This is a genomic window from Mucilaginibacter sp. HD30 (genome assembly GCF_054061755.1).
Window position 1 is genome coordinate 2877614 of record NZ_JBSSEO010000001.1, and the last position, 20981, is coordinate 2898594.

The 20981-nt window shown below is 36.5% G+C and carries 16 protein-coding genes; 5 read left to right on the plus strand and 11 right to left on the minus strand.

The genetic code is table 11. The features are described from left to right. Positions 1-5: 5 nt before the first annotated feature. The 10 genes from ACVW2L_RS13790 to ACVW2L_RS13835 all read right to left on the minus strand — a co-directional run bounded on the left by ACVW2L_RS13790 (position 6) and on the right by ACVW2L_RS13835 (position 13754). The gene (locus ACVW2L_RS13790; RefSeq protein ID WP_457128548.1) at positions 6-1955 is read right to left on the minus strand and encodes a polysaccharide biosynthesis protein; all 1950 of its coding nucleotides are present in this window, start codon (positions 1953-1955) and stop codon (positions 6-8) included. Between the two features lie 104 nt (positions 1956-2059). Further along, positions 2060-3043 carry an MraY family glycosyltransferase gene (locus ACVW2L_RS13795; protein ID WP_457128549.1) on the minus strand — a complete coding sequence of 328 codons (984 nt, stop codon included), beginning with the start codon at positions 3041-3043 and terminating at the stop codon, positions 2060-2062. 71 nt (positions 3044-3114) lie between these two features. Next, entirely contained in the window at positions 3115-5541 is a 2427-nt protein-coding gene (locus ACVW2L_RS13800; RefSeq protein ID WP_457128550.1) for an SLBB domain-containing protein, read from the minus strand. Between the two features lie 393 nt (positions 5542-5934). Continuing rightward, positions 5935-7335: an undecaprenyl-phosphate glucose phosphotransferase gene (locus tag ACVW2L_RS13805; protein WP_457128551.1), complete on the minus strand. Its 1401-nt coding sequence runs from the start codon at positions 7333-7335 to the stop codon at positions 5935-5937. Positions 7336-7437: 102 nt separating this feature from the next. Next, positions 7438-8835: a UDP-glucose 6-dehydrogenase gene (locus ACVW2L_RS13810; protein WP_457128552.1), complete on the minus strand. Its 1398-nt coding sequence runs from the start codon at positions 8833-8835 to the stop codon at positions 7438-7440. Between the two features lie 49 nt (positions 8836-8884). Next, positions 8885-9742: a glucose-1-phosphate thymidylyltransferase RfbA gene (gene rfbA / locus ACVW2L_RS13815; RefSeq protein WP_457128553.1), complete on the minus strand. Its 858-nt coding sequence runs from the start codon at positions 9740-9742 to the stop codon at positions 8885-8887. A 109-nt stretch (positions 9743-9851) separates the two neighbouring features. Continuing rightward, positions 9852-10406 carry a dTDP-4-dehydrorhamnose 3,5-epimerase gene (gene rfbC / locus ACVW2L_RS13820; RefSeq protein ID WP_457128554.1) on the minus strand — a complete coding sequence of 185 codons (555 nt, stop codon included), beginning with the start codon at positions 10404-10406 and terminating at the stop codon, positions 9852-9854. Positions 10407-10495: 89 nt separating this feature from the next. Next, complete coding sequence (gene fcl, locus ACVW2L_RS13825; protein WP_457128555.1) at positions 10496-11437, minus strand: GDP-L-fucose synthase; 942 nt, start codon at positions 11435-11437, stop codon at positions 10496-10498. Positions 11438-11455: 18 nt separating this feature from the next. Next, positions 11456-12580: a GDP-mannose 4,6-dehydratase gene (gmd, locus tag ACVW2L_RS13830; RefSeq protein WP_457128556.1), complete on the minus strand. Its 1125-nt coding sequence runs from the start codon at positions 12578-12580 to the stop codon at positions 11456-11458. A gap of 241 nt (positions 12581-12821) precedes the next feature. After that, positions 12822-13754, minus strand: a complete 933-nt coding sequence (locus tag ACVW2L_RS13835; RefSeq protein WP_457128557.1) for a right-handed parallel beta-helix repeat-containing protein — start codon at positions 13752-13754, stop codon at positions 12822-12824. A 316-nt stretch (positions 13755-14070) separates the two neighbouring features. On the opposite strand from ACVW2L_RS13835, the gene ACVW2L_RS13840 reads away from it, so the two are divergent. The 3 genes from ACVW2L_RS13840 to ACVW2L_RS13850 are packed head-to-tail and all read left to right on the plus strand — an operon-like array spanning position 14071 to position 16708. Further along, positions 14071-14820 carry a WecB/TagA/CpsF family glycosyltransferase gene (locus tag ACVW2L_RS13840; RefSeq protein ID WP_457128558.1) on the plus strand — a complete coding sequence of 250 codons (750 nt, stop codon included), beginning with the start codon at positions 14071-14073 and terminating at the stop codon, positions 14818-14820. Between the two features lie 25 nt (positions 14821-14845). Beyond that, a complete protein-coding gene (locus ACVW2L_RS13845) occupies positions 14846-15823 on the plus strand; it encodes a Gfo/Idh/MocA family protein (protein WP_457128559.1) in 978 nt (325 codons plus the stop codon). A gap of 9 nt (positions 15824-15832) precedes the next feature. Next, positions 15833-16708, plus strand: a complete 876-nt coding sequence (locus ACVW2L_RS13850) for a hypothetical protein (RefSeq protein WP_457128560.1) — start codon at positions 15833-15835, stop codon at positions 16706-16708. Between the two features lie 16 nt (positions 16709-16724). On the opposite strand, the gene ACVW2L_RS13855 is transcribed toward ACVW2L_RS13850, so the two are convergent. Further along, positions 16725-17486: a carbohydrate deacetylase gene (locus ACVW2L_RS13855; RefSeq protein WP_457128561.1), complete on the minus strand. Its 762-nt coding sequence runs from the start codon at positions 17484-17486 to the stop codon at positions 16725-16727. A gap of 207 nt (positions 17487-17693) precedes the next feature. Between ACVW2L_RS13855 and ACVW2L_RS13860 the strand changes: the two genes are divergently transcribed. Together ACVW2L_RS13860 and ACVW2L_RS13865 are read left to right on the plus strand one after the other, a co-directional pair. After that, positions 17694-18488 (plus strand): polysaccharide biosynthesis/export family protein, encoded by a 795-nt coding sequence (locus ACVW2L_RS13860; RefSeq protein ID WP_457128562.1) that lies wholly within the window; start codon positions 17694-17696, stop codon positions 18486-18488. A 24-nt stretch (positions 18489-18512) separates the two neighbouring features. Continuing rightward, positions 18513-20957 carry a GumC family protein gene (locus ACVW2L_RS13865; RefSeq protein WP_457128563.1) on the plus strand — a complete coding sequence of 815 codons (2445 nt, stop codon included), beginning with the start codon at positions 18513-18515 and terminating at the stop codon, positions 20955-20957. Positions 20958-20981 lie beyond the last annotated feature (24 nt).

The window sequence follows — 20981 nt, forward strand, 5'->3', positions numbered from 1 at the left end:
TGAAATTATACTGCCTTGGATACTAAATCTAACTCCTCAAAAATAGAGTTTTCACTCTTAAATTCGTGAACAATTTTCTTCATTGATTTTACAACGGCTAAATCATCACTTTTCTGTGCATTTTCTATCAATTCCTTGATCTGTGATTCAACTTCCGAAAACAGAAACTCTTTAACCTGTCCTATCATAATCTTCTCGTGATGGGTGGGCAAAGTATTTTCGCTATCGTTTAATAACTCTTCAAAAAGTTTTTCACCTGGTCGCAATCCTGTATATTCTATTTTGATATCCTGATCAGGAATAAGGCCGGCTAATTTTATCATTCGCCTGGCCAGTTCTACAATTTTTACGGATCTGCCCATATCAAATATATAGATCTCACCGCCTTTGCCCATACAACCAGCCTCAAGAACAAGGCTGCATGCCTCAGCAATTGTCATGAAATAGCGCGTTACATCTGGATGTGTTACTGTAACCGGGCCGCCTTTTTCAATTTGCTGTTTAAATCGAGGTATAACAGAGCCATTGGATCCAAGTACATTGCCAAATCTTGTTGTAATAAAACGCGTATTGCTCTTATTGCCCAAATTGCTAAAGCCATTTAAAATTTTGAAATTGGTGGTGCTTACTGCCCGGTTCAATGATTGTACGTACATTTCGGCAATTCGCTTAGACGCTCCCATTACATTCGTAGGATTAACTGCTTTATCGGTAGAAACCATCACAAATTTCAACACGCCATGTTTAACGGATAGGTCTGCAATCGTCCTCGTGCCTAATACGTTCGTTTTAATAGCCTCCGCAGGATTATCTTCCATCATTGGAACATGCTTATAGGCAGCAGCATGATAAACGTAATGGGGTTTATAGGCATCAAATAAGAATTCCATTCTTGGCTTATCTTTTACGTCGCCAACGAACGAACAAATATTTGCGTGTGGAGCACTTTCTGAAAGTTCAAGATATAAGCTGTGCAATGCCGTTTCGGCTTGATCACATAGAATTATAAGAGAGGTATTAAATGATGTTAATTGACGCACAATCTCGCTCCCTATAGAGCCTGCTGCACCTGTTATCAATATGCGTTTGCCCCCCAGTTCTCTTTTTATGCCGGTGGTATCAATTTTAATCTGATCTCTGTTTAGCAGGTCTTCAATGTTTATGCTCTGTATTTGCGCCGGAAGCAATTCGCCGTCTGCCCACTGATTATGCGGGGGTATATTAAGAACCTTAACGCCGTTTTCAAGGCACATATCAACAAGGCTATTCTTAGTGTTGATCGGCAGGCTATAAGTAGCAATAACAAGCTCGTCAATTTTTTGATCGGTTATAAACCGTGGCAATTCTTTAGCATTAAATATTCTTACGCCACCGATGGTTTTACCTACTTTACGCGGGTCATCATCAACAAAGGCTATTATTTTTCTGTTGACTTTATAAGCATTATCAAATGAACGTTTGGCTGCCACCCCTGCTTCCCCTGCTCCGTAAATAACAATATTCTTCTCGTCAAGCTTCAAATTACGAATGTAAATAAACGCATACTTAACTATAATCCGGTACGCAATCATAAGCAGGAAACAGCTTAAAGACGTAATAATTAAAATGCTATTAGATATTAAAGAATGTCTTAAAAAGGCAGTTGATATAATATTTAGTAACAAGAAAACGCAAAAATTAAGCAGAACAGCAAACAGTATTCTCAACGTGTCTTGCATGCCGGTATACCGTATAATACCACTATAGGTTTTTAACGAGCTAAAAATTGCGATACTTAAAAAAGCCGATATTAATATATTACGACTAAACTCAACCACGTCAAGGGTAGAAAGATTGAAATTATATTTGATTAAGTACGCACCTATCAATGATAAGATACTTATGGATAAATCCAGTGCAAAGATTATCCATCTGGGCACAATGTTAAGCTGCCCTAAATATACATACGAATTCATAGTAGTTGGTATAGATGTCCATTCATTAACAATTTCTTAAAGATATTGTTTACCAAGCCAGTGTAATAGTATTAAGGGGTATAACTATATGGTTAAGGCTAAAATTAATTATTAATAGTAACGGTTTTTTTTAAGAGTCTTTCCCTTCCTTCAATTTTTAATCTTAATACAACAAATATAACAACCCCTGCCACAATATAAAGAATAAAGCGAAATAAGTTACTAATATTTGCTGTTATTACTATAATATTAACCAAGGCTTGGGTTATCATATACAGTAGCGCAACCATTAAATGAGGTATTTTTTTTTCGTTTGCTAGAAATTGATAAAAATGGCTTCGGTGAGCCTTAAAAATATTTTCTCTTCGCCAAAGCCTTAATAAAATTGTTGTTATGGTGTCAACCCCATACGCAAAAAGAAGTAAAATGTACTTAATATTTTGAGTTTTAATAACCGCTAATAAAACAAAATAAAGTATAATAAACGCAAGGCTCAAGCTGCCAACATCCCCAGCAAAACATTTAGCCTTTTGGCGAAAATTAAAAAAGCAAAAAACAACTACGCCCACCACAGCGGCCAATAAGTAGTTGCTTGTTGTAAATGCAAACTGGCTGTTCAAAAACCATAAAGAGCACAGCGCAATCAGGCCATATCCACCAGTTATGCCGTTAATGCCGTCCATAAAATTAACCGCATTAAGTGTGCCTATCACAAACATAAAGGCAAATAGAACTACCGAAAAAGAGAGATGGTACAGATTAAGCTGATAAAACAGAAATGCCACGGCAATTACATGGAAAAATATCCTGATACGGTTACTTAAAGGGCTTAGGTCATCAATAAAGCTTATCATGCTTATCAACAATAAACCGATGACAAAATAAATGTCTGAAAAACCTTGTGTAATAGTGGCCAACAATATTGCTATGCTAAAAATAATTCCTCCGCCACGTATTGTTATTTTGGTGTGAGAACTACGATGATTAGGACGATCAATAATATTATAATTTTCGGCAATGCGGAAATAAACCAATTCAATGCCGAAGAGCATAAAGAGCAATAAAATTACCTCATACCAATTTACCATATTGACATCTCTGCTTTATTTATTAGCGGTTAAAATAGCAACAACGAATTATTGACGCGATTGCATTCTCATTATTTACTTAAGCTTACTATCCCCAAAATAACTGTGCCCAAAGCTGCCAGCCCGGTTGTAAAACCTAAAATAGTTTGAGCCGCATTAGCAGGAGATGGTAGTTTCTTTGGGACGTATATCTCAGCGCCAGGCTTTACCGAAGGATGTATATTAAACAATAAAAATTTCCATGTGGACTTAACAGATCCATTGGCATAGACAACATATCCTCTGCTTTTTAGGGCTCGGGCAGAATAACCACCAGCATTTGATATATACCCTCTAAAGTTTTTACCGTTATTGTAAACTATAGCACTTGGATAAAGCACTTCGCCATTTACCTTAACTAATTGCTGTTGCTTTGGTATGCGTAGCACATCGCCGTTTTCTAATATAATATCGTCACCTAAGCCCGGGTTCTTCAATATCTTTCTAAGATTAATTCCAATGAAGTTGTTTCTAAGCTGGGCGGTATCCGTATTAGTTTTAACAGAATCTATATCTTTAATAGAATACGTTCTCTGAAACTGTCGCAAACGCGCATTCCGTTCTGCGCTCACATCAACTTTGCTTTGGTCAACACCAAGTATCGCGTCATTGTCGCGCTTTAAACTGCCTCCATCTATATCAGCAGACATTGTTAAGCCGCCGGCCCTTGCAATAATATCAGATATCTTTTCATTCTTTTTTTGAATAGTAAAAGGCCCAGGGTACAGCACCTCGCCTTCTACATAAACAACTTTCTGCGTTTCGTAACCCGGCAAGGCGTAAACTGATACTATGTCAAATGGTTGAAGTGTAAAATCCATGCCATCCTCTTGCAACTTGCTGTTAACATTTACGGTAAAAATCTCAGCCACCTTACTATTTAGTGCACTCGGGTCACTGTCAAACACTCGTCTGGACACTTCTATTCTTTTGGCGCTGGCACCTTCAGAAAATCCACCTGCCCTAACAATAAGGTCTGCAACTTTCATGCTGTCTGCGTATGCAAATTCACCGGCCTTTCTAACTTCACCCTTTATGGTTACTTTATATTTGTCGCGAAGATCAAATAATGACGAAACTATAACACTGTCCTCGCGCCGCAACATGATATCAGAACTAGGTTTACTCATAGCATCAAACAAATTAAAAGAGATTTGCTGTGTGGTATTGTCGGGATTAAGCCTTATTATAGATCCTCTGCCGGTAAACGCATCTTCTTTTAACCCGCCAGCATTCTTTATCAACTGTGCAACCGTTAGCCCTTTTTGCAGTTCAAATTCGCCGGGTCTAAAAACAGCGCCGTTAATAATCACCCTATTCTCAAAACGGTCTAATATTCGTTCAACTATAAATCTATCACCTCGTAATGGAATATAACTCTTAAAATCCGCCTCTAAAACATCTGTTATCCTGCGTTGTTGGTCAACAACTTGATTTATTTTGATGCGCGCGGTGTAAGCCTCATCGGTAAATCCCCCACTAAAATCAAGCACCGTTTGCAACGTTTCACCCGGTAACATTTCAAAAATTGCCGGAATTTTAACTTCCCCCTTTAATTCAACCCGTAGGCGATAAGCTGGTACCCGTATTAAATCCTGATCTTTAAGACCTATATTATCTTTTTGACTCCCCTTTACTAAAAAGTCATATAAATCAAGGTGCCTTATTATGCGATTATCTCTTATTACTTCAATATCGCGAAAAGAACCAATATTACTTGGCCCACCGCTGGCATATAATGCTAAAAACACCGTTGATAAGGAAGATAAAGTATATGTACCCGGTCGCATTACCTGCCCTTGCACAATCACTTTTATACTTCGTATATCTCCTAATGTTACGTTTATCTCCGTTCCTCTGCCTATTGCATACCTGTTAGCAATTAACGTACGTCTGATTAGAGCCGTGGCGGCTTCTATCGTTTTGCCGGCTACATTTAAAACGCCTGCCCCGGGTATATTAATTGTCCCCTCAGGTGTTACTGGTAATTTCCAATTGGCAATGGAGTTACCGTAAACTTCTATATGCAACACATCTTCAGCACCAAGGATATAGTTAACTGGTGTTGGTATTTTTAAATTGGGTTCAAAAGAGTTAATTTTGTTGCTTCTAAACAAACTGGCTCCAAATATTTTAGGCTGAAGATCTGCAAATATATCTTCTCGTTCTTTCTGCGATGAGTTTCCCGTTGTATCTGGTGTAAAATTTCTACCCCTAGACCGGGTAACAGTATCCGATGAATTTCCGTTAGTATTATATCCAGAGCTTCCCTCCTTACGGCGAATGTCGGCTACTCTTGTTTGCAGCCGCTGCATTTGTGCCGCAGACATGCCCCTGGCCTGAGCGGCCTGCATTAATTGCGCATCACTTAGTCCAGATGATTGTGCATTTTGCATGAGTTGCTTTACCTCTGCATCAGAAAGATCATCAACGTTTACAGTTGACAAATTTTGCGGCATTGCCTGGGCGTTTACTGATTTATATATCCCAGTAAGTAAAAAAACAGTTAGGATAAAAAGTATTGATCTATTCATATTCACTATATTCGGTAGCCGCCATCCTGTGGCATGTTTATTTTGACGAGCGCAAAGTTAAATAATATTACTTTAACAATTTTTACGCATCCCCACAATCTAAGGCTGCTATATTTTAAGTTAAATATGCCGTTTAATATATAAGTAAAAATGGAGTAGGCTTTAGGTTTTAAATTATGTGTGTTACTTCGAACGTTCAATATTAACTTAGGGCTTAATATGGGCAATCTTCACCCAAACCAATCACCGGGATATTTTTTTTTTTAAAAAGTTACTGGGGACAGGATGGACCTATCGTGCAAAAGACAGCTTACATTTTTAAAATGCATTTCCATCACCTTTAGTGCTGTTCCATACTGTAAGGAAAATAATTTTCATATCCAGTAAAAAAGACCAGTTTTCAAGATACCAAACATCAGCTTCAACACGCTTTAACATAGCTTCGGTAGTTTTTGTCTCACCACGTAATCCTTTTACTTGAGCCCAACCTGTAATACCCGGTTTTAAAAATTGGCGTATCATGAAGCTGTCTATTAATTCAGAATATTGCTTTGTATGACTAATCATGTGAGGTCTTGGGCCAACTACTGACATATTACCGATGATAACATTAAAAAACTGGGGTAATTCATCAATACTTGTGCGTCTAATAAAAGCACCAACCCTAGTTATCCTATCATCATCACGAGTTGCCTGTCTTTTATCAGACTCATCATTTACTTTCATGCTTCTAAACTTATAACACATAAATGGATTATTGTCTCGTCCGGATCTTTGTTGAGTGAAAAATATTGGCCCTTTTGATTCTAATCTTATTAAAATAGCAAGTATTGGAAATAACCAACTGAAGAAAAAAACTATAACAAACAACGCAAAAAGGATATCAAAAACACGTTTGAAAAATCTATTAAGCATATTTTCTAACGGTTCGGGCCTTACAGATATCACGGGTATATTACCAAAGCTTTGGATTAATACTGGTTTTATACCATAGTCATAATACTCAGGAACAAACCTGAAACGTATGAGATTTTTGTCAGCGTCACTCATCAACTGTTCAATCTTACCTTTTTCTGAAACCGGAAGTGCGCAAAATATTTCATCTACCCGATTGCTTAACACATAGCTTATTGACTCTTTTGTGCTACCCAAATACATTTTTTTGTTTAATATGTTATTAGGGTTGTCATCGAAAAAACCAACAAGATTATACCCCAAGCCAGAGTTGTTTTCAAAATAATATTGAAGATCCATGCCAACCCTGCCAGACCCTATAATAACAACATTTCGAGAGTCATATAGTCTGGCCCTGTCACTTTTTCTTATTGCTAGAAAAACTAATTTCCATGTAGCCAAAAGTCCACCGAATAAAACTGAAGAGTAAAGCAGGTAGGACCTTGTTATAAAATAAGTTTTAGGGCCGATTATTATTACGATAAAGCAAATGATGCAAATAAAAATTACATAGGTTTTGAAAACATTTCTATAAGTACGTATGGAATCTTTATTAAGAACCTGTTCATACAATCCTGTTAAATTTGCTGAAAGTAACCATGTAAAATTAAAAACCAATACTATAGGTAAGTAATTGATATTTTTAATAAAAAATGTGTTTTCTATGCCCTCAAAATAATACGCCAAAACCATAGCAATATTTAAGCTTATATGATCAAACGTAAGATTGATCGCTTTAATAAATGTTAAATATCTGTGGTTCATTATTATATCTTTTTTACAGCTTACTTTGGATAAGTTTCTTATTAGAATACTACCTTAAAATTAAAGGTACTTCATAACAAATACTATATACAACGCAAATACTTATAGCGTTGAGCCAATAGATCTAACCTGGAAACCTATAGCTTTTAACTTTTCAGTGTCTAAAATATTTCTGCCATCGAACACCGTAGCTGGCTTAAGCATGTTATTATATATATGCGTCCAATCATAAGTTTTAAACTCATCCCACTCTGTTAATATCGCGATAGCATGCGCCCCCTTGCAAGCTTCGTAGGGATCTTCGTAAACCTGCAAGTTAGCCCTATTCTCTGCCCTTTCGCGTGTTTTTAAATAATCCAAATCATTGTACACCTGTGACTCCGACACCTTGGGGTCATATACAGCAAGGTCTGCCTGTTCATATAACAGATGGTCTGCAACATGAATAGCTGGCGACTCTCTTGTATCATTTGTATCTTTTTTGAAGGCCCAACCTAACAGTGTTATTTTTTTACCGTTAACAGTATTGTAGAGTGTGTTCACTATCTTACTGGCGAATCTTGTCTTTTGATGGTCATTCATAATAATTACCTGCTCCCAGTAATTTGCTACTTCATTAAGCCCGTAACTTTTGGCAATGTAAACTAAATTTAATATGTCTTTTTGAAAGCAAGAGCCACCAAAACCAACAGAGGCCTTTAAGAACTTAGGCCCTATTCGACTATCGGTACCAATAGCTCTCGCTACCTCGGCTATGTCAGCCTCAGTTTTTTCACAAATTTCAGACAGTGCATTAATAGACGATACTCGTTGAGCCAAAAAAGCATTTGCTGTTAGTTTTGATAGTTCCGACGACCACACATTTGTCGTTAAAATTCGGTCAACCGGAACCCAATTGGCGTAAATGTCAACCAACTTTTGCAATGCAACTTGCCCTTCGGGTGTATTGTCACCTCCAATTAGAACGCGATCTGGTGAATCAAGATCTTCAACGGCTGTCCCTTCAGCCAAAAACTCAGGATTTGACAATATCTGAAAAGAAACACCGCTTCCTGTGTGCATCAAAATGTCTTTTATTGCACTTGCGGTACGAACAGGTAGAGTTGACTTTTCAACGATTATTTTATCATTTTTGGCTACACTTGCAATTTGACGTGCACAAAGTTCTATCCATTTCAGATCTGCAGCCTGTCCTTTGCCTGCCCCATACATTTTAGTTGGGGTATTTACGGATATAAAGATTACCTCTGCGTTGTCAATGGCAGAATTTACGTCAGTTGAAAAAAATAAATTTCTGCCTCTTGCCTCGGCAACAACCTCGCTTAAGCCCGGTTCATAAACCGGAATGTTGTTTACGTCGGGATCATTCCAGGCTGCAATTCTAGCTTCGTTAAGATCTACTACAGTAACAGCTATTTGCGGGCATTTTTTGGCTATCATTGCCATGGTTGGGCCCCCAACATAACCGGCGCCAATACAGCATATATTCTTTACAGACATTTTTATAATATTAATAAGTACAGATAACGTTCTATTTTTTTAACAAAAATCATATAAGCCCCTCAAGATACTTTCCATAGCCGCTTTTAATATACATGCTTGCAAGTTTTTGTAAAGCTTCACTATCAATAAAGCCCATTCTATATGCCACCTCCTCAATACAACCAATTTTTTTGCCTTGGCGTTTCTCAATAACTTTTACAAATTCTGATGCATCGCTTAATGAATCAAAGGTCCCTGTATCAAGCCAGGCCATACCCCTATCCATCAAGCCAACTTTTAATAAACCTTGCTCAAGGTACCATTTATTTACATCAGTAATTTCATATTCGCCCCGCGGCGAAAGTTGGATATTTTTAGCTACTTCAACAACAGAATTGTCATAAAAATACAACCCTGGTACAGCATATTGCGATTTTGGCTCAACGGGCTTTTCTTCAATAGAAAGCGCGTTAAAGTCCTTATCAAATTCTACTACACCATACCTCTCCGGATCTGCTACCGGGTAAGCGAATATAGCAGCGCCCGTAAGATCATTAAAACTTTGTAAAAGTGTGCTAAAACCTGATCCATAAAAAATATTATCACCTAATACCAAAACAACCTTGTCATTTTTTATAAATTCCTCGCCAATTATAAAGGCCTGGGCTAAGCCATTTGGCTTTTCCTGCACAGCAAATTCAAATTTACAACCCAAATCGCTGCCATCGCCTAAAAGCCTTACAAAGCCGGCTTGGTCTTCCGGAGTTGTAATAATAAGTATTTCTTTTACTCCAGCTAACATCAATACTGATAGCGGGTAATATATCATTGGCTTATCATAAATAGGCATTAATTGCTTACTTATGGCCTTGGTAATGGGATAAAGGCGCGTTCCTGAACCACCCGCTAAAATTATTCCCTTCATATTAAGAACAAGATTTTTTTAGTTTATTTATACAATAACAGTCTATAAAGCTATTGCCGTGTACTAATTAGTGCGCGGCCGGTCGGGTACATAAAATTAATCTACAAATCTAAAACCCAAAGTCATCTGCGCCAGTTAAAAAGGGAAGCTCTTTATCTGTATCTGATACCGTTAGATCATCTGCCGAAAATTTCCAGTCGATATTGAGTTTCGCATCTGTAAAATGGATGCCCCCTTCTGCGGACTTGTTATAATAATTATCACATTTGTATTGAAACACTGCAAAATCACTCAGTACTACAAACCCGTGTGCAAAACCTCGTGGAACAAATAATTGGCGATTGTTACTTTCTGATAGTATAACTGAAAAATATTGACCATATGTAGCAGATGAACTGCGCAGATCAACGGCTACATCCAATACCTCGCCTCTTGAAACGCGCACCAGCTTAGACTGAGCGTGTTCGCCTCTCTGCAAATGCAGCCCGCGCAAAGTGCCTTTTGGGGAAAACGACTGGTTATCCTGCACAAAAGGCAAATTATGCCCCGTAGCTTCTGTAAACTTTTTTTGGTTGAATGACTCAAAAAAGTACCCCCGACTATCGTTGAATATCCGCGGCTCAATCACAACGCATCCATCCAGGGGCGTTTTTATTAAGTTCATTTATAGATCGTTCTAAGTAAATATGATGTTTGTTAAATATAATATATCCCCTTTATCACTTTACAGGTAAATATTGTTTCAAAATCTCGCTAATTTGAGCTTACCTGTAACTTATTTAAATAGTCATGATATGCTAAAGCTAAACCCTGGGCTAAATCTACGTTATACTTCCAGCCTTTACTTTCCAATTTAGTAACGTCCATCAGTTTTCTTGGGGTACCATCAGGTTTAGAAGTGTCAAATTTGATTGACCCATTAAAACCAACAACTTCTTTAACAAGTTCAGCCAAATCATTAATTGAAATATCATGCCCGGTGCCTATGTTTATCAAGCCCGCTTCACTATAATTCTCCATTAAAAAAAAACAAGCGTCGGCTAAATCATCTGCAAATAAAAATTCCCGTTTAGGCGTTCCGGTACCCCATATTGTTACCGATTCAGACTGATTTGTTTTTGCTTCATGAAAGCGCCTGATAAGCGCCGGCAACACATGAGAGTTTTCGGGATGATAATTATCATTATACCCGTATAGATTAGTGGGCATAACAGAAATAAAATTGCATCCATATTGTTGCCTGTAAGCATCGCACATTTTTATTCCGGCTATTTTCGCAATTGCATAAGGCTCGTTAGTTGGCTCTAGCGTTCCCGTTAGCAAATAATCTTCTTTAAGCGGTTGAGGTGCCATTTTAGGATAAATACAACTTGAACCTAAAAACATAAGTTTACTAACATTATTCAAATAAGACGAATGGATAATGTTATTCTGAATTTGTAGATTGTCATATAAAAACTCGCCACGGTAAATATTATTAGCCAATATCCCTCCCACCTTTGCAGCTGCAAGAAATACATACTCGGGTTTTTCTTTAGCAAAAAAGTCAGCCACATCTTGCTGATTGCGGAGATCAAGTTCTGCCGAAGTACGAGTTATAATATTATTAAAGCCTTCATTACACAGCTTACGATAAATTGCCGATCCCACCATTCCTCTGTGCCCGGCAATGTATACTTTAGCGTCTTTATTCATATTTTAATTCCGATGTGTTTACTCGTATTGGTTTTTGATGGTATATCCTGAATCTCTAAGCAGTTTCTCTTTTTGAAAAAGTTGTAAATCGGCAGCAACCATTTCCTTCACCAATTCATGTAATTGATATTTTGGTTTCCAATTCAATTGTTTTTCAGATTTTGTAGGGTCTCCTATAAGCAATTCAACTTCGGTTGGACGGTAATACTTTGGATCAACTGCCACCACTTCTGTGCCAATCTCAACCTGAAATGCAGGGTCAGAGCAGCTCACCACGTAGCCTTTTTCAGCAGCACCTTCTCCCTCAAACCCTACTTCAATTCCAACTTCGCTAAATGCCAGCCGCACAAATTCACGTACTCTGGTGGTAATCCCGGTGGCTATCACATAGTCCTCAGGTTGATCTTGCTGTAGTATTAAGTACATTGCCTCAACATAATCCTTAGCATGTCCCCAGTCTCGTTGAGCATCCAAATTGCCTAAATATATTTTCTTTTGCAAGCCCATAGCTATTTTAGCAACAGCTCTGGTTATTTTTCTGGTTACAAATGTTTCACCTCTAAGTGGGCTCTCATGATTGAATAATATACCATTACATGCAAACATATTGTAAGCTTCGCGGTAATTAACAGTGATCCAGTAAGCATACAATTTTGCAACCGCATAAGGCGAACGTGGATAGAAAGGTGTGGTTTCTGATTGAGGAACGGCCTGTACCAAACCATATAGTTCAGACGTGGAGGCTTGATATATTCTGGTTTTTTGTGTCAGCCCTAGTAGACGAACCGCTTCCAAAATACGTAGCGTGCCTATTCCATCAGCATTTGCGGTGTATTCTGGCGTATCAAAGCTAACTTTAACGTGCGACATAGCACCGAGGTTGTAGATTTCATCGGGTTGTACTTGCTGTATAATACGTATTAAATTTGTTGAGTCTGTTAAATCCCCGTAATGCAAAGTAAGATTGACATGCTCTTCATGCGGATCTTGATATAAATGATCAATCCGGTCAGTGTTAAAAGATGAACTACGACGTTTTATACCGTGTACTTCATATCCTTTTGACAATAATAACTCAACCAGATATGCACCATCTTGTCCGGTGACACCTGTTAGCAGGGCAACTTTTTTCTTCTGTGGCATTGGAATTTATGTTTTTTTATATTAACTAACGTTAAACTTTGCAACGAAATAAACATTCAAGTATCCCAACAGGCGTACACAATGCTCTGCTGTTATTGGTTTCACTTTAATAATTTATCAATGCGATAAAGATACAACATGTAAAATAAAAATTATATAATAATATGCCTATTTTTTTAAAAAATTTAAAAGACAACTAAATTATGCCCAGCCATCATGTTATATAATAAAAATAATTCTTCTACAGCCGGTATTTCATAAAGTCGGGCTTGATAAGTGTTGAATCAATATCAGCGCGCCATACATTAGTTTCCCATCCTTTAACCGGCCCACAATTTCCATTGTTCCAGCCATCATTTACCTTTCCTTTAGAATTTTTCCAATTTACCAAATTGCCACTAATAATATTGTTTTGGCAAGCCAATTCATTTTGGTTCCATATATATAGACCAACGTTTGTAAACATTTGACTTTTGCTATAAATTTTATTGTTAATGATTTGCATGTTGCTGCCACCAGAAATGGCCATGCCATACTGTCCTGGATTAACCAACACGTTGTTTCTGGCAACAATATACTCTCCGCCTTTATCGCCCAGCATTATGCCACCACCCGTTATGCTGGGGCCACCACCTTTTATTAAATTACCACTTATTAATATTGGCTCTGCACGCGTTCCCTTAGACTTATACATACTTATAGCATCCTCAGCAAAACTTTGCCCGAGAATGTTTTCGCAACGGTTGTTTACAACCTGATTTCCCGCTCCGCTTACGTTGTCAAATTGAACCATTTGTCCACGTGGATAAGGCCCTTGAACATTTTGAACAGTATTGTTAATTACCCTAATGCTTTGAGACTCTAACGCGTAGACACCGCTGGATACATTGGACATGTAACAGTTTTTAATTGAAATATTACGACAGCGGTAAAGAGAGATGGCTACATCTTTAGAATTAGTTAAAGCACACCTCTCAATAATTATATTACGGCAATTACTGAAAGTAAGACATGGTTGTATAGTGTTATTTATAGAAATATTGGAGATTACCTTATCATGTATATCACTGAAAACCAAGTTTGTGCTTTTCTTTTCTTTTTGATTAATTATCAAGAAAATTACAATCGTAAATGGCCAAATCGTCAGTAATAATTTACTCTTATTTCTCTTCATTATCTTGCTTGGCAAATTAATATATTTGCAAATAGTTAATTTATATGTCGAATAAATTATAAAATTGCTATAAAAACATCACTTTTTGTAATATAATTGTAGCTTTGTGTAGCATTAAATCGCTACACTATCAATATCTGAGTAAAATTGCATTAAATTTAGTATTATTGCCCCTAAATGATTTACAATAACACAAATTTTGAAATTAGTTGTTTGTGTTCCTTAGAAAGTATATTTTCACTGCCTGTTTTAGAGATAGTGGAATAGCTCTAAGCGGAATCTATTTAGTAGATAGATAATAGTCAAGTTTGAAATAATGCGTGAAGCAAAATATATTGATACATTAGGTTTCAAAGTTTTTTCAGATGAATTGGATTTAATTGATATAGAAAATACCATCCCCCGGGTTATTAACACTATTAGTCCTAATTCATACGGTTTGTCAATGTGCGACGCAGAATTTTATCAATCATTAAAAAAAAGTGATTACCTTGTTTTAGATGGCGTATATTTTGCATTTGCATCTATCTTGTTGCAGGGAAAAAATATAAAAAAAAATCAGGGTCCGGATGTGTTTGACCACTTTATAAAAAGGGCTAATGTTAACACTTACAAAGTTTTTTTTTTAGGATCAACTGCTGAAACACTAAAAAAAATAGAAGAAAAAGTAAAGCGCGTCTATCCCAACGTTAAAGTGAAAAGTTATTCTCCTCCGTTTAAATCAAGTTTTAGCGAAGAGGACAATAAAAAAATGGTTGATATAATTAATGAATTTGAGCCGGATATTTTATTTGTAGGCATGACTTGTCCAAAACAGGAAAAATGGTCAGTTATGCATAAATGTGTTTTAAAAACCGGATTAATAATAAGTATAGGTAATGTATTTGATTGGTTTGCAGGAACACAAAAGGCCGTTCATGTGTTTTGGTATAAATTAAGGTTGGCATGGTTAATCCGAATTTTTTTGCGTCCTGAAATTTTCAAACGAAATATACGCAACCAGATGAAATTTTTTGCAGAAGTGATTTTGTTGTTTTTTAAATTAAAGAAATTGAATAATGCTTAAAGTGGCGCTAATTGGGGCTGGCAAAATGGGAATCTCTCATCTATCTATTCTTGGCTCTCATCCAAAGGTTGAGGTGGTTGGCGTTTGCGACACATCAAAACTTGTAGTTGACGTTTTAGAAAGATATTCGCCCTTTTCATGCTTCGCTAATCATAAAAAAATGCTTTCTGCCACTAAGCCGGATGCCGTTTTTGTAGCCGCACCCACAAAATATCATGCTGAGATTGTAAAGGAACTTTTGGAGCAAAAAATACATGTTTTTGTAGAAAAGCCATTTTGTCTGACTCCCGAAGAAGGTGCACCATTAGTTAAATTGGCCAAGTCTAACAAACTTATAAATCAGGTAGGATACCACAACAAGTTTACAGGTACGTGGCAGGAGGTAAAACGCCTAATGGATGAAAATGCCATAGGTGATATATTGCATTTTAAAGGCGAATCTTACGGCCCGGTGGTGGTAAAAAAACAATCCTATACATGGCGTTCTGATCCAGGCGAAGGTGGGGGATGCCTTATGGAATACGCATCTCATGTTATAGATTTGGTTAATTACTTAGTTGGGCCTATAACAAATGTTGATAGCAGTATTTTAAAGTCCATTTATTCTAAAAAAGTTGAAGATGCCGTTTATGCTTTGGTAAAAATTCAAAATAACATTACAGGTACTATATCCGTTAACTGGAGCGACGAAACATGTCGCGTAATGTCAACCTCTGTAACAATTGAAGGTACAAAAGGCAAAATAGTTTCAGATATAAACGAGTTAAGAGTTTACCTTAAAGATAAAAATGCTCCGGCTGGCTATACAAAAGGTTGGAATATTAAATATGTTACAGATTTGACTGAGAAAATTGATTTTTATTTGCGCGGAGAAGAATATTCATCTCAAATAGATTATTTTATAGACGCAGTTATAAAGAATAAACCTAATACTATCAATACTTTTGAAAGCGCTTGGCTTACAGACAAGGCAATTGATTTGATAAGAACAAATGCAAAATAATCTTTAGAAATGGATAGAATACTATTTGGCGATAATCAGTTTTTTGCAATTAATCATATTTCCGAAGAAAAATCAAGAGCGCTTTCAATAAAGTTTAAAGATGATAGTGCAATTATTCAAACATTAGATACCGCCAGGGAGGCTGGTATAAATACTTTTATGTGCACTACTCATGAAAGGATTGGAAATATCTGTGATTATATGAGGAAATATCCCGACAAATACCAGGATTTTGAAATTTACCCTTGTATGCCTTACGCTCATAAATACGCTAACGCCGTTACCGAACTGGGGTATTGGGAAACTATAAAACAATATGTCCCCGGTAATTTTTTAAGTGCTTTGGCAAAAGGAGGAATAGCTTATTTGTCCAAAGATTTCGTAGCAATAGTCCAACTGCTTATTGATGCGGAAATGAAAATGTTCAAGGGAATTAAAACCCCGGTTATATGGTTACAAAACATCGTAACAGATTTACTGCTTGGGCTCGGAATGAAAGAAATGTTTATAGCATTTTATGATCATATTCGTAAAAAATACAATGCAGAAGTAGGTTTTATTACAATGAACATGCCTAAGTTGGTTGAGATGTTGGATTCATGTAATATACACGACGCTATTATATGTACTTCTATCAATAAAATTGGTTTTAGAATGCCCGGCGGAAAAGAACGTTACGAAGAAATCTTGAAAAGTCGAAAATTGAGAATTGTTGCAATGCAAGTACTTGCCGCTGGGGCTATACCAGCAGATGAGGCTTTAGATTATGTTTGCGGTCTTCCTAATGTAGAATCAATTTTGTTTGGCGCATCATCAAAAACACATATTTTTGACACCGTTGGCAAAATTAAGTTTTACGATAGCCAGCACCAACATAACCGTTAACGTTTAAAGGTTGGCTTTATAATCCAGCATAATTTTCTTTATAATCTGTTCGCCGACAGGCTATATATTCCATCCATATCGTCATGGTTTGTTGATCATAATGATCGGTAAGATTTCCTGCATCATCCAAATCCGGATGTAACATTATTTCAACGCTATATTTTCGTTCACTGTCTTTGTTTTTGGAAAGGAAATATTGCACATCTTGAAAAAGGTCGGTATAAGAACATCCGTTTTTTTTAATCAAGTTATTCAACCATTTACGATATAGAAATTTGCCATAATTACCCTCATTGTAAGATTGCGCCAAACGTAATTTCAAATTATATTTCTTGGCAGCGTTAATAAACAACATATAAAACGCAGGTAAAGTATGCACATGGTAATGTGAATCAAGGTGGACTAATGTTAAACCTGCCGAAAGACCTTTTTCAATTTGCGTACAAATTTCGTTATCGAATGCCTTAATGGCCTTTTTATTAAGAAATAACGATTTGTTATTAGCATTATTTAAGCTCCAATTTCCTTCCTTATCAATAAACTCCGGTGCAGCAAAAACGGTCAAGGGCTTAAACTCAACAAGATTAACATGTAATCCAATATTTTTAACATATTTTTCGCTTTTGATCAACGCAATCGTTTCATCAAAAATCGGGCTATTAGTAATTAATGATACGCTATTTATTAATCCCGCTCTAAAACACTTTATGATAGCTGCGTTAACAGAAGTTCTTAAACCAAAATCGTCAGCATTGGCAACAATTAACTGTTTATCCATGAAATTAAAATTTGAGAATTTTTTAATTTTGTCAAAAAAAAGTACATTTGTTTTAAAATAATCAATATTTTTAATATTTTTACTGCTAATAACTCAAAAAAAATTAAAAATTAAAAATTATCTTTCAGAATATTATTAGATTGTTAATATAGTGTTTTAATAAACAGCAAGGTCCTTTACCCTAACGTCAATTGATTTCAAAAAACTATGCGCTTAAAAATTTTTCTTTTTACAATTAGTGCCGTCTTTCTTATTAGCTCGTGCACTCCTTACAAAAATGTCCCTTATTTTCAGGATTTGAAACAAGACAGCATATTATCAGAACAGATTGATAATTACTCTCCGCTAACTCTTCAGCCAGGTGATTTGATCGGGCTTAACGTAGTGAGTTTAAATCACGAAGCAGATGCAGTTTTCAACTATAACTTGATACGTCCGAGCTCAAACGGTGCCAGTGTAGCGACAACCGGAGAAATTGGCAATAGTGCACAAAACGCCATTGTGGGATATATGGTTGATAGTAAGGGTAATATATATTTACCTACTTTAGGGCCGCTTAAGATTTCGGGGTACACGCTTTCACAGGCAAAAACAGCATTGGAAAGTAAGTTATCCGAATCACTTAAATCACCTATTGTTGAGCTTAGATTACAGAATTTTAAAATCTCGGTAATAGGTGATGTAAAAAATCCGGGGCTATTCAGTATCGCAAACGAGAAAATAAATATAGTTGAGGCCTTAGCTTTAGCTGGTGATTTAAATACTACTGGCATACGCAACAGCATTTTTCTCATCAGAGAACAGGATGGTAAGCGGGATTATGTGCCAATAGACCTGAGGTCGAAAGACGTTATTACTTCGAAATATTATTATTTAAAGAATAACGATGTCATTTATATAAAGCCTAACCGCGACCGCGTTCTTGCAAGTGATTCTTATTCTCAAAAGCTTTCATTAATTTTGTCTGCATTGACAGTAATTGTCGTATTATTTTCACGTTAATTACTTTTTTTAACCAATTGATCCATGAGCAAACAAAAAACTCAACAGTTAACAACGTTTACATTGCCGGGAGACGCCGAAACTCAGAGTTCTGGCATAAACCTTCTTATTAAAAAATATCTTTATCATTGGCCGCTGTTTGTACTTTGTACCATTGTTACTTTAATTGGCGCATACTTTTATCTAAAAACTGTAGTTCCAGTTTACCCTATAATTGCCACTTTAGAGTTTAAAGCACCAACTGCCTCTTCGGCTTCGTTAACTGTGAACCAAAGTTCTACAGAACAACAACTCGACCCAATTGATAAACCAATAATTGTTGAGAATGAGATAGAGATAATGCAGTCAAAAAAAATTATCTATCAGGTAGTAGATTCACTAAAACTTTGGATACGTTATTCACAAAAGAAAGGACTAAAAAAAATCGAGCTTTATGATCAGAGCCCGGTAACTTTCAAATTCATACAGCAAGATGGTATTATTTCACCCAAGGGAGAAGATTTACTGATTCACATAAAAACCCCAAGCACCTTCGCGTATGAGGATCAGCATGGTAAAATTACTACCTATAATTTTTCATCCGTTGTAAAAAGCGGTATGGGTTCATGGCAACTAGCCCCTACGCTTAAGGTAAGTAATTTCATAGATTCTACTATTACAGTCAAAATTCAAGATCCAGATCAGGTTACAGATGGCATTCAATCTAAAATTAAGGTTGCGTTAGAAAATAAGGATGCCCCTTTTGTTAATTTAACATACTCTGATGAGGTTCCAAAAAGGGGTAAAGATATTCTTAATTCGTTAATGAAGCTTTATCTTCGATATGCTATGGAAGATAAAAACAAGCTTTCGCAACGAACGCTTAAATTTATCGGATTTAGACTTGACTCTCTTAAAAAGGAGTTAAATATTATTGAAACAGAGATTAGAGATTATAAAAGTGCGCATAATATAACTGATATTTCAGCACAAGCGCAGGGATTTAGAGACCTTGATAGGGATAATATAAAGAACATGAACGCAGTTGATGGGCAACTGGGTATTCTTAATAGTCTTGAACGATACGCCTCGTCGTCAACAAACGATGAAACATTGCCGGCGATAGGTACTATCTTATCAGACGCTTCATTAAATGATCTTTACAGCAGATTGACCGATTTGCAAATAAGACGCCAACAATTAATATCTACAGTTTCTGGAGATAATTACATATTAAGTTCTGTTAATAAACAGATTGCCGGCCTTAAAAGCCAACTTAAGGACAAGATCCAAAATATAAAATTGTCATTCATTGCGGAAAAAACCACTTTACAAAAAATAGATAATAATGTTAAAAGTTCATTAAGATCTGTACCAGTTCAAGATAAAGAATTTGGTGTTATGCAAAGATCTCATGAAAGTAAGGCAAACATTTACAAATTCTTATTGGAAAAATATGAGCAGGTTGCTTTGCGCTATTCTTCTTCAGTGTCTGATTCCGAAGTTGTTGATGATGCTCATGCTGGTAGAGTGACATGGCCTGTTCCAATCGTGGTATTTGCTTTAGCGCTGCTATTTGGCATGGCGGCAGCAGCGGGTATACTCTATTTACGCGGAGTTATGAATGACATGATAATTAGTCGCCGGCAGATTGAGGATGAAACTGAGATTCCAATTTTGGGCGAACTTGCTTATCAGGAAAGTGAGCAGCAGATCGTAGTATCTGAAGGGCGAAGTAAATTTGCGATCGGTGAGCAATTCAGGGTGTTACGAACCAACCTATATCATTTACACAGTAATAATGATAAAGGGCGTGTTACACTCTTTACATCAAGTGTGAGTGGTGAGGGTAAAAGCTTTGTAAGTTCCAATCTGGCAGTAACCTTGGCTTATGCGTCTAGAAAAACAGTTATATTAGAAATGGATTTGCGTAAACCGAAAATTTCTATAGCTTTTGGTTTGCCTACCACACATTTTGGTATAAGTAATTTCCTAAATGATGAAACTTCTGATCTTTTAACTTTAATACAGCCATCGGGAATACCTGACCTTGATGTGTTAGGTTGCGGTTCAATATTGCCCAATCCTTCCGAACTGCTTGAAAGTGGAAAGCTTGATGAACTTATCAACAGGTTAAAGGAGATTTATGATGACATTATAATAGACTCGCCGCCAATACACTTGGTTACCGATGCATTAATTATAGCCCGTGTAGCTGATGCTTCACTATATGTTGTAAGGCAAGGATATACACATAAATACGAGTTGGAGTTTGTTAACGAAATTAACGAGGCCAATCGCTTCCCTAAATTTACAATTGTATTTAACGGTGTGAAAAGCGGTCTGTCAAGCTACGGAGGATATGGCTACGGATATGGGTATGGCTACGGCTACGGAGGATATGGTGGTGCTAATAGCTATAACTCTTATGCCACTAAAGAAAAGGTGACATTTGGCAAAATAATGAAGGGCATTTTTAGCAGATTTTAATCGGCAATAATATAACCTGTTTGT

Coding starts and splice junctions, on each gene's coding strand:
- gmd (WP_457128556.1), bottom strand. CDS start 12,580: ATGCCACAGAAGAAAAAAGTTGCCCTGCTAACAGGTGTCACCGGACAA.
- ACVW2L_RS13795 (WP_457128549.1), bottom strand. CDS start 3,043: ATGGTAAATTGGTATGAGGTAATTTTATTGCTCTTTATGCTCTTCGGC.
- rfbC (WP_457128554.1), bottom strand. CDS start 10,406: ATGAACTTAATAAAAACGCCCCTGGATGGATGCGTTGTGATTGAGCCG.
- ACVW2L_RS13800 (WP_457128550.1), bottom strand. CDS start 5,541: ATGCCGCAAAATTTGTCAACTGTAAACGTTGATGATCTTTCTGATGCA.
- ACVW2L_RS13810 (WP_457128552.1), bottom strand. CDS start 8,835: ATGTCTGTAAAGAATATATGCTGTATTGGCGCCGGTTATGTTGGGGGC.
- ACVW2L_RS13860 (WP_457128562.1), top strand. CDS start 17,694: ATGCGCTTAAAAATTTTTCTTTTTACAATTAGTGCCGTCTTTCTTATT.
- ACVW2L_RS13790 (WP_457128548.1), bottom strand. CDS start 1,955: ATGAATTCGTATGTATATTTAGGGCAGCTTAACATTGTGCCCAGATGG.
- ACVW2L_RS13805 (WP_457128551.1), bottom strand. CDS start 7,335: ATGAACCACAGATATTTAACATTTATTAAAGCGATCAATCTTACGTTT.
- ACVW2L_RS13855 (WP_457128561.1), bottom strand. CDS start 17,486: ATGGATAAACAGTTAATTGTTGCCAATGCTGACGATTTTGGTTTAAGA.
- ACVW2L_RS13865 (WP_457128563.1), top strand. CDS start 18,513: ATGAGCAAACAAAAAACTCAACAGTTAACAACGTTTACATTGCCGGGA.
- fcl (WP_457128555.1), bottom strand. CDS start 11,437: ATGAATAAAGACGCTAAAGTATACATTGCCGGGCACAGAGGAATGGTG.
- ACVW2L_RS13845 (WP_457128559.1), top strand. CDS start 14,846: ATGGGAATCTCTCATCTATCTATTCTTGGCTCTCATCCAAAGGTTGAG.
- ACVW2L_RS13850 (WP_457128560.1), top strand. CDS start 15,833: ATGGATAGAATACTATTTGGCGATAATCAGTTTTTTGCAATTAATCAT.
- ACVW2L_RS13835 (WP_457128557.1), bottom strand. CDS start 13,754: ATGAAGAGAAATAAGAGTAAATTATTACTGACGATTTGGCCATTTACG.
- rfbA (WP_457128553.1), bottom strand. CDS start 9,742: ATGAAGGGAATAATTTTAGCGGGTGGTTCAGGAACGCGCCTTTATCCC.
- ACVW2L_RS13840 (WP_457128558.1), top strand. CDS start 14,071: ATGCGTGAAGCAAAATATATTGATACATTAGGTTTCAAAGTTTTTTCA.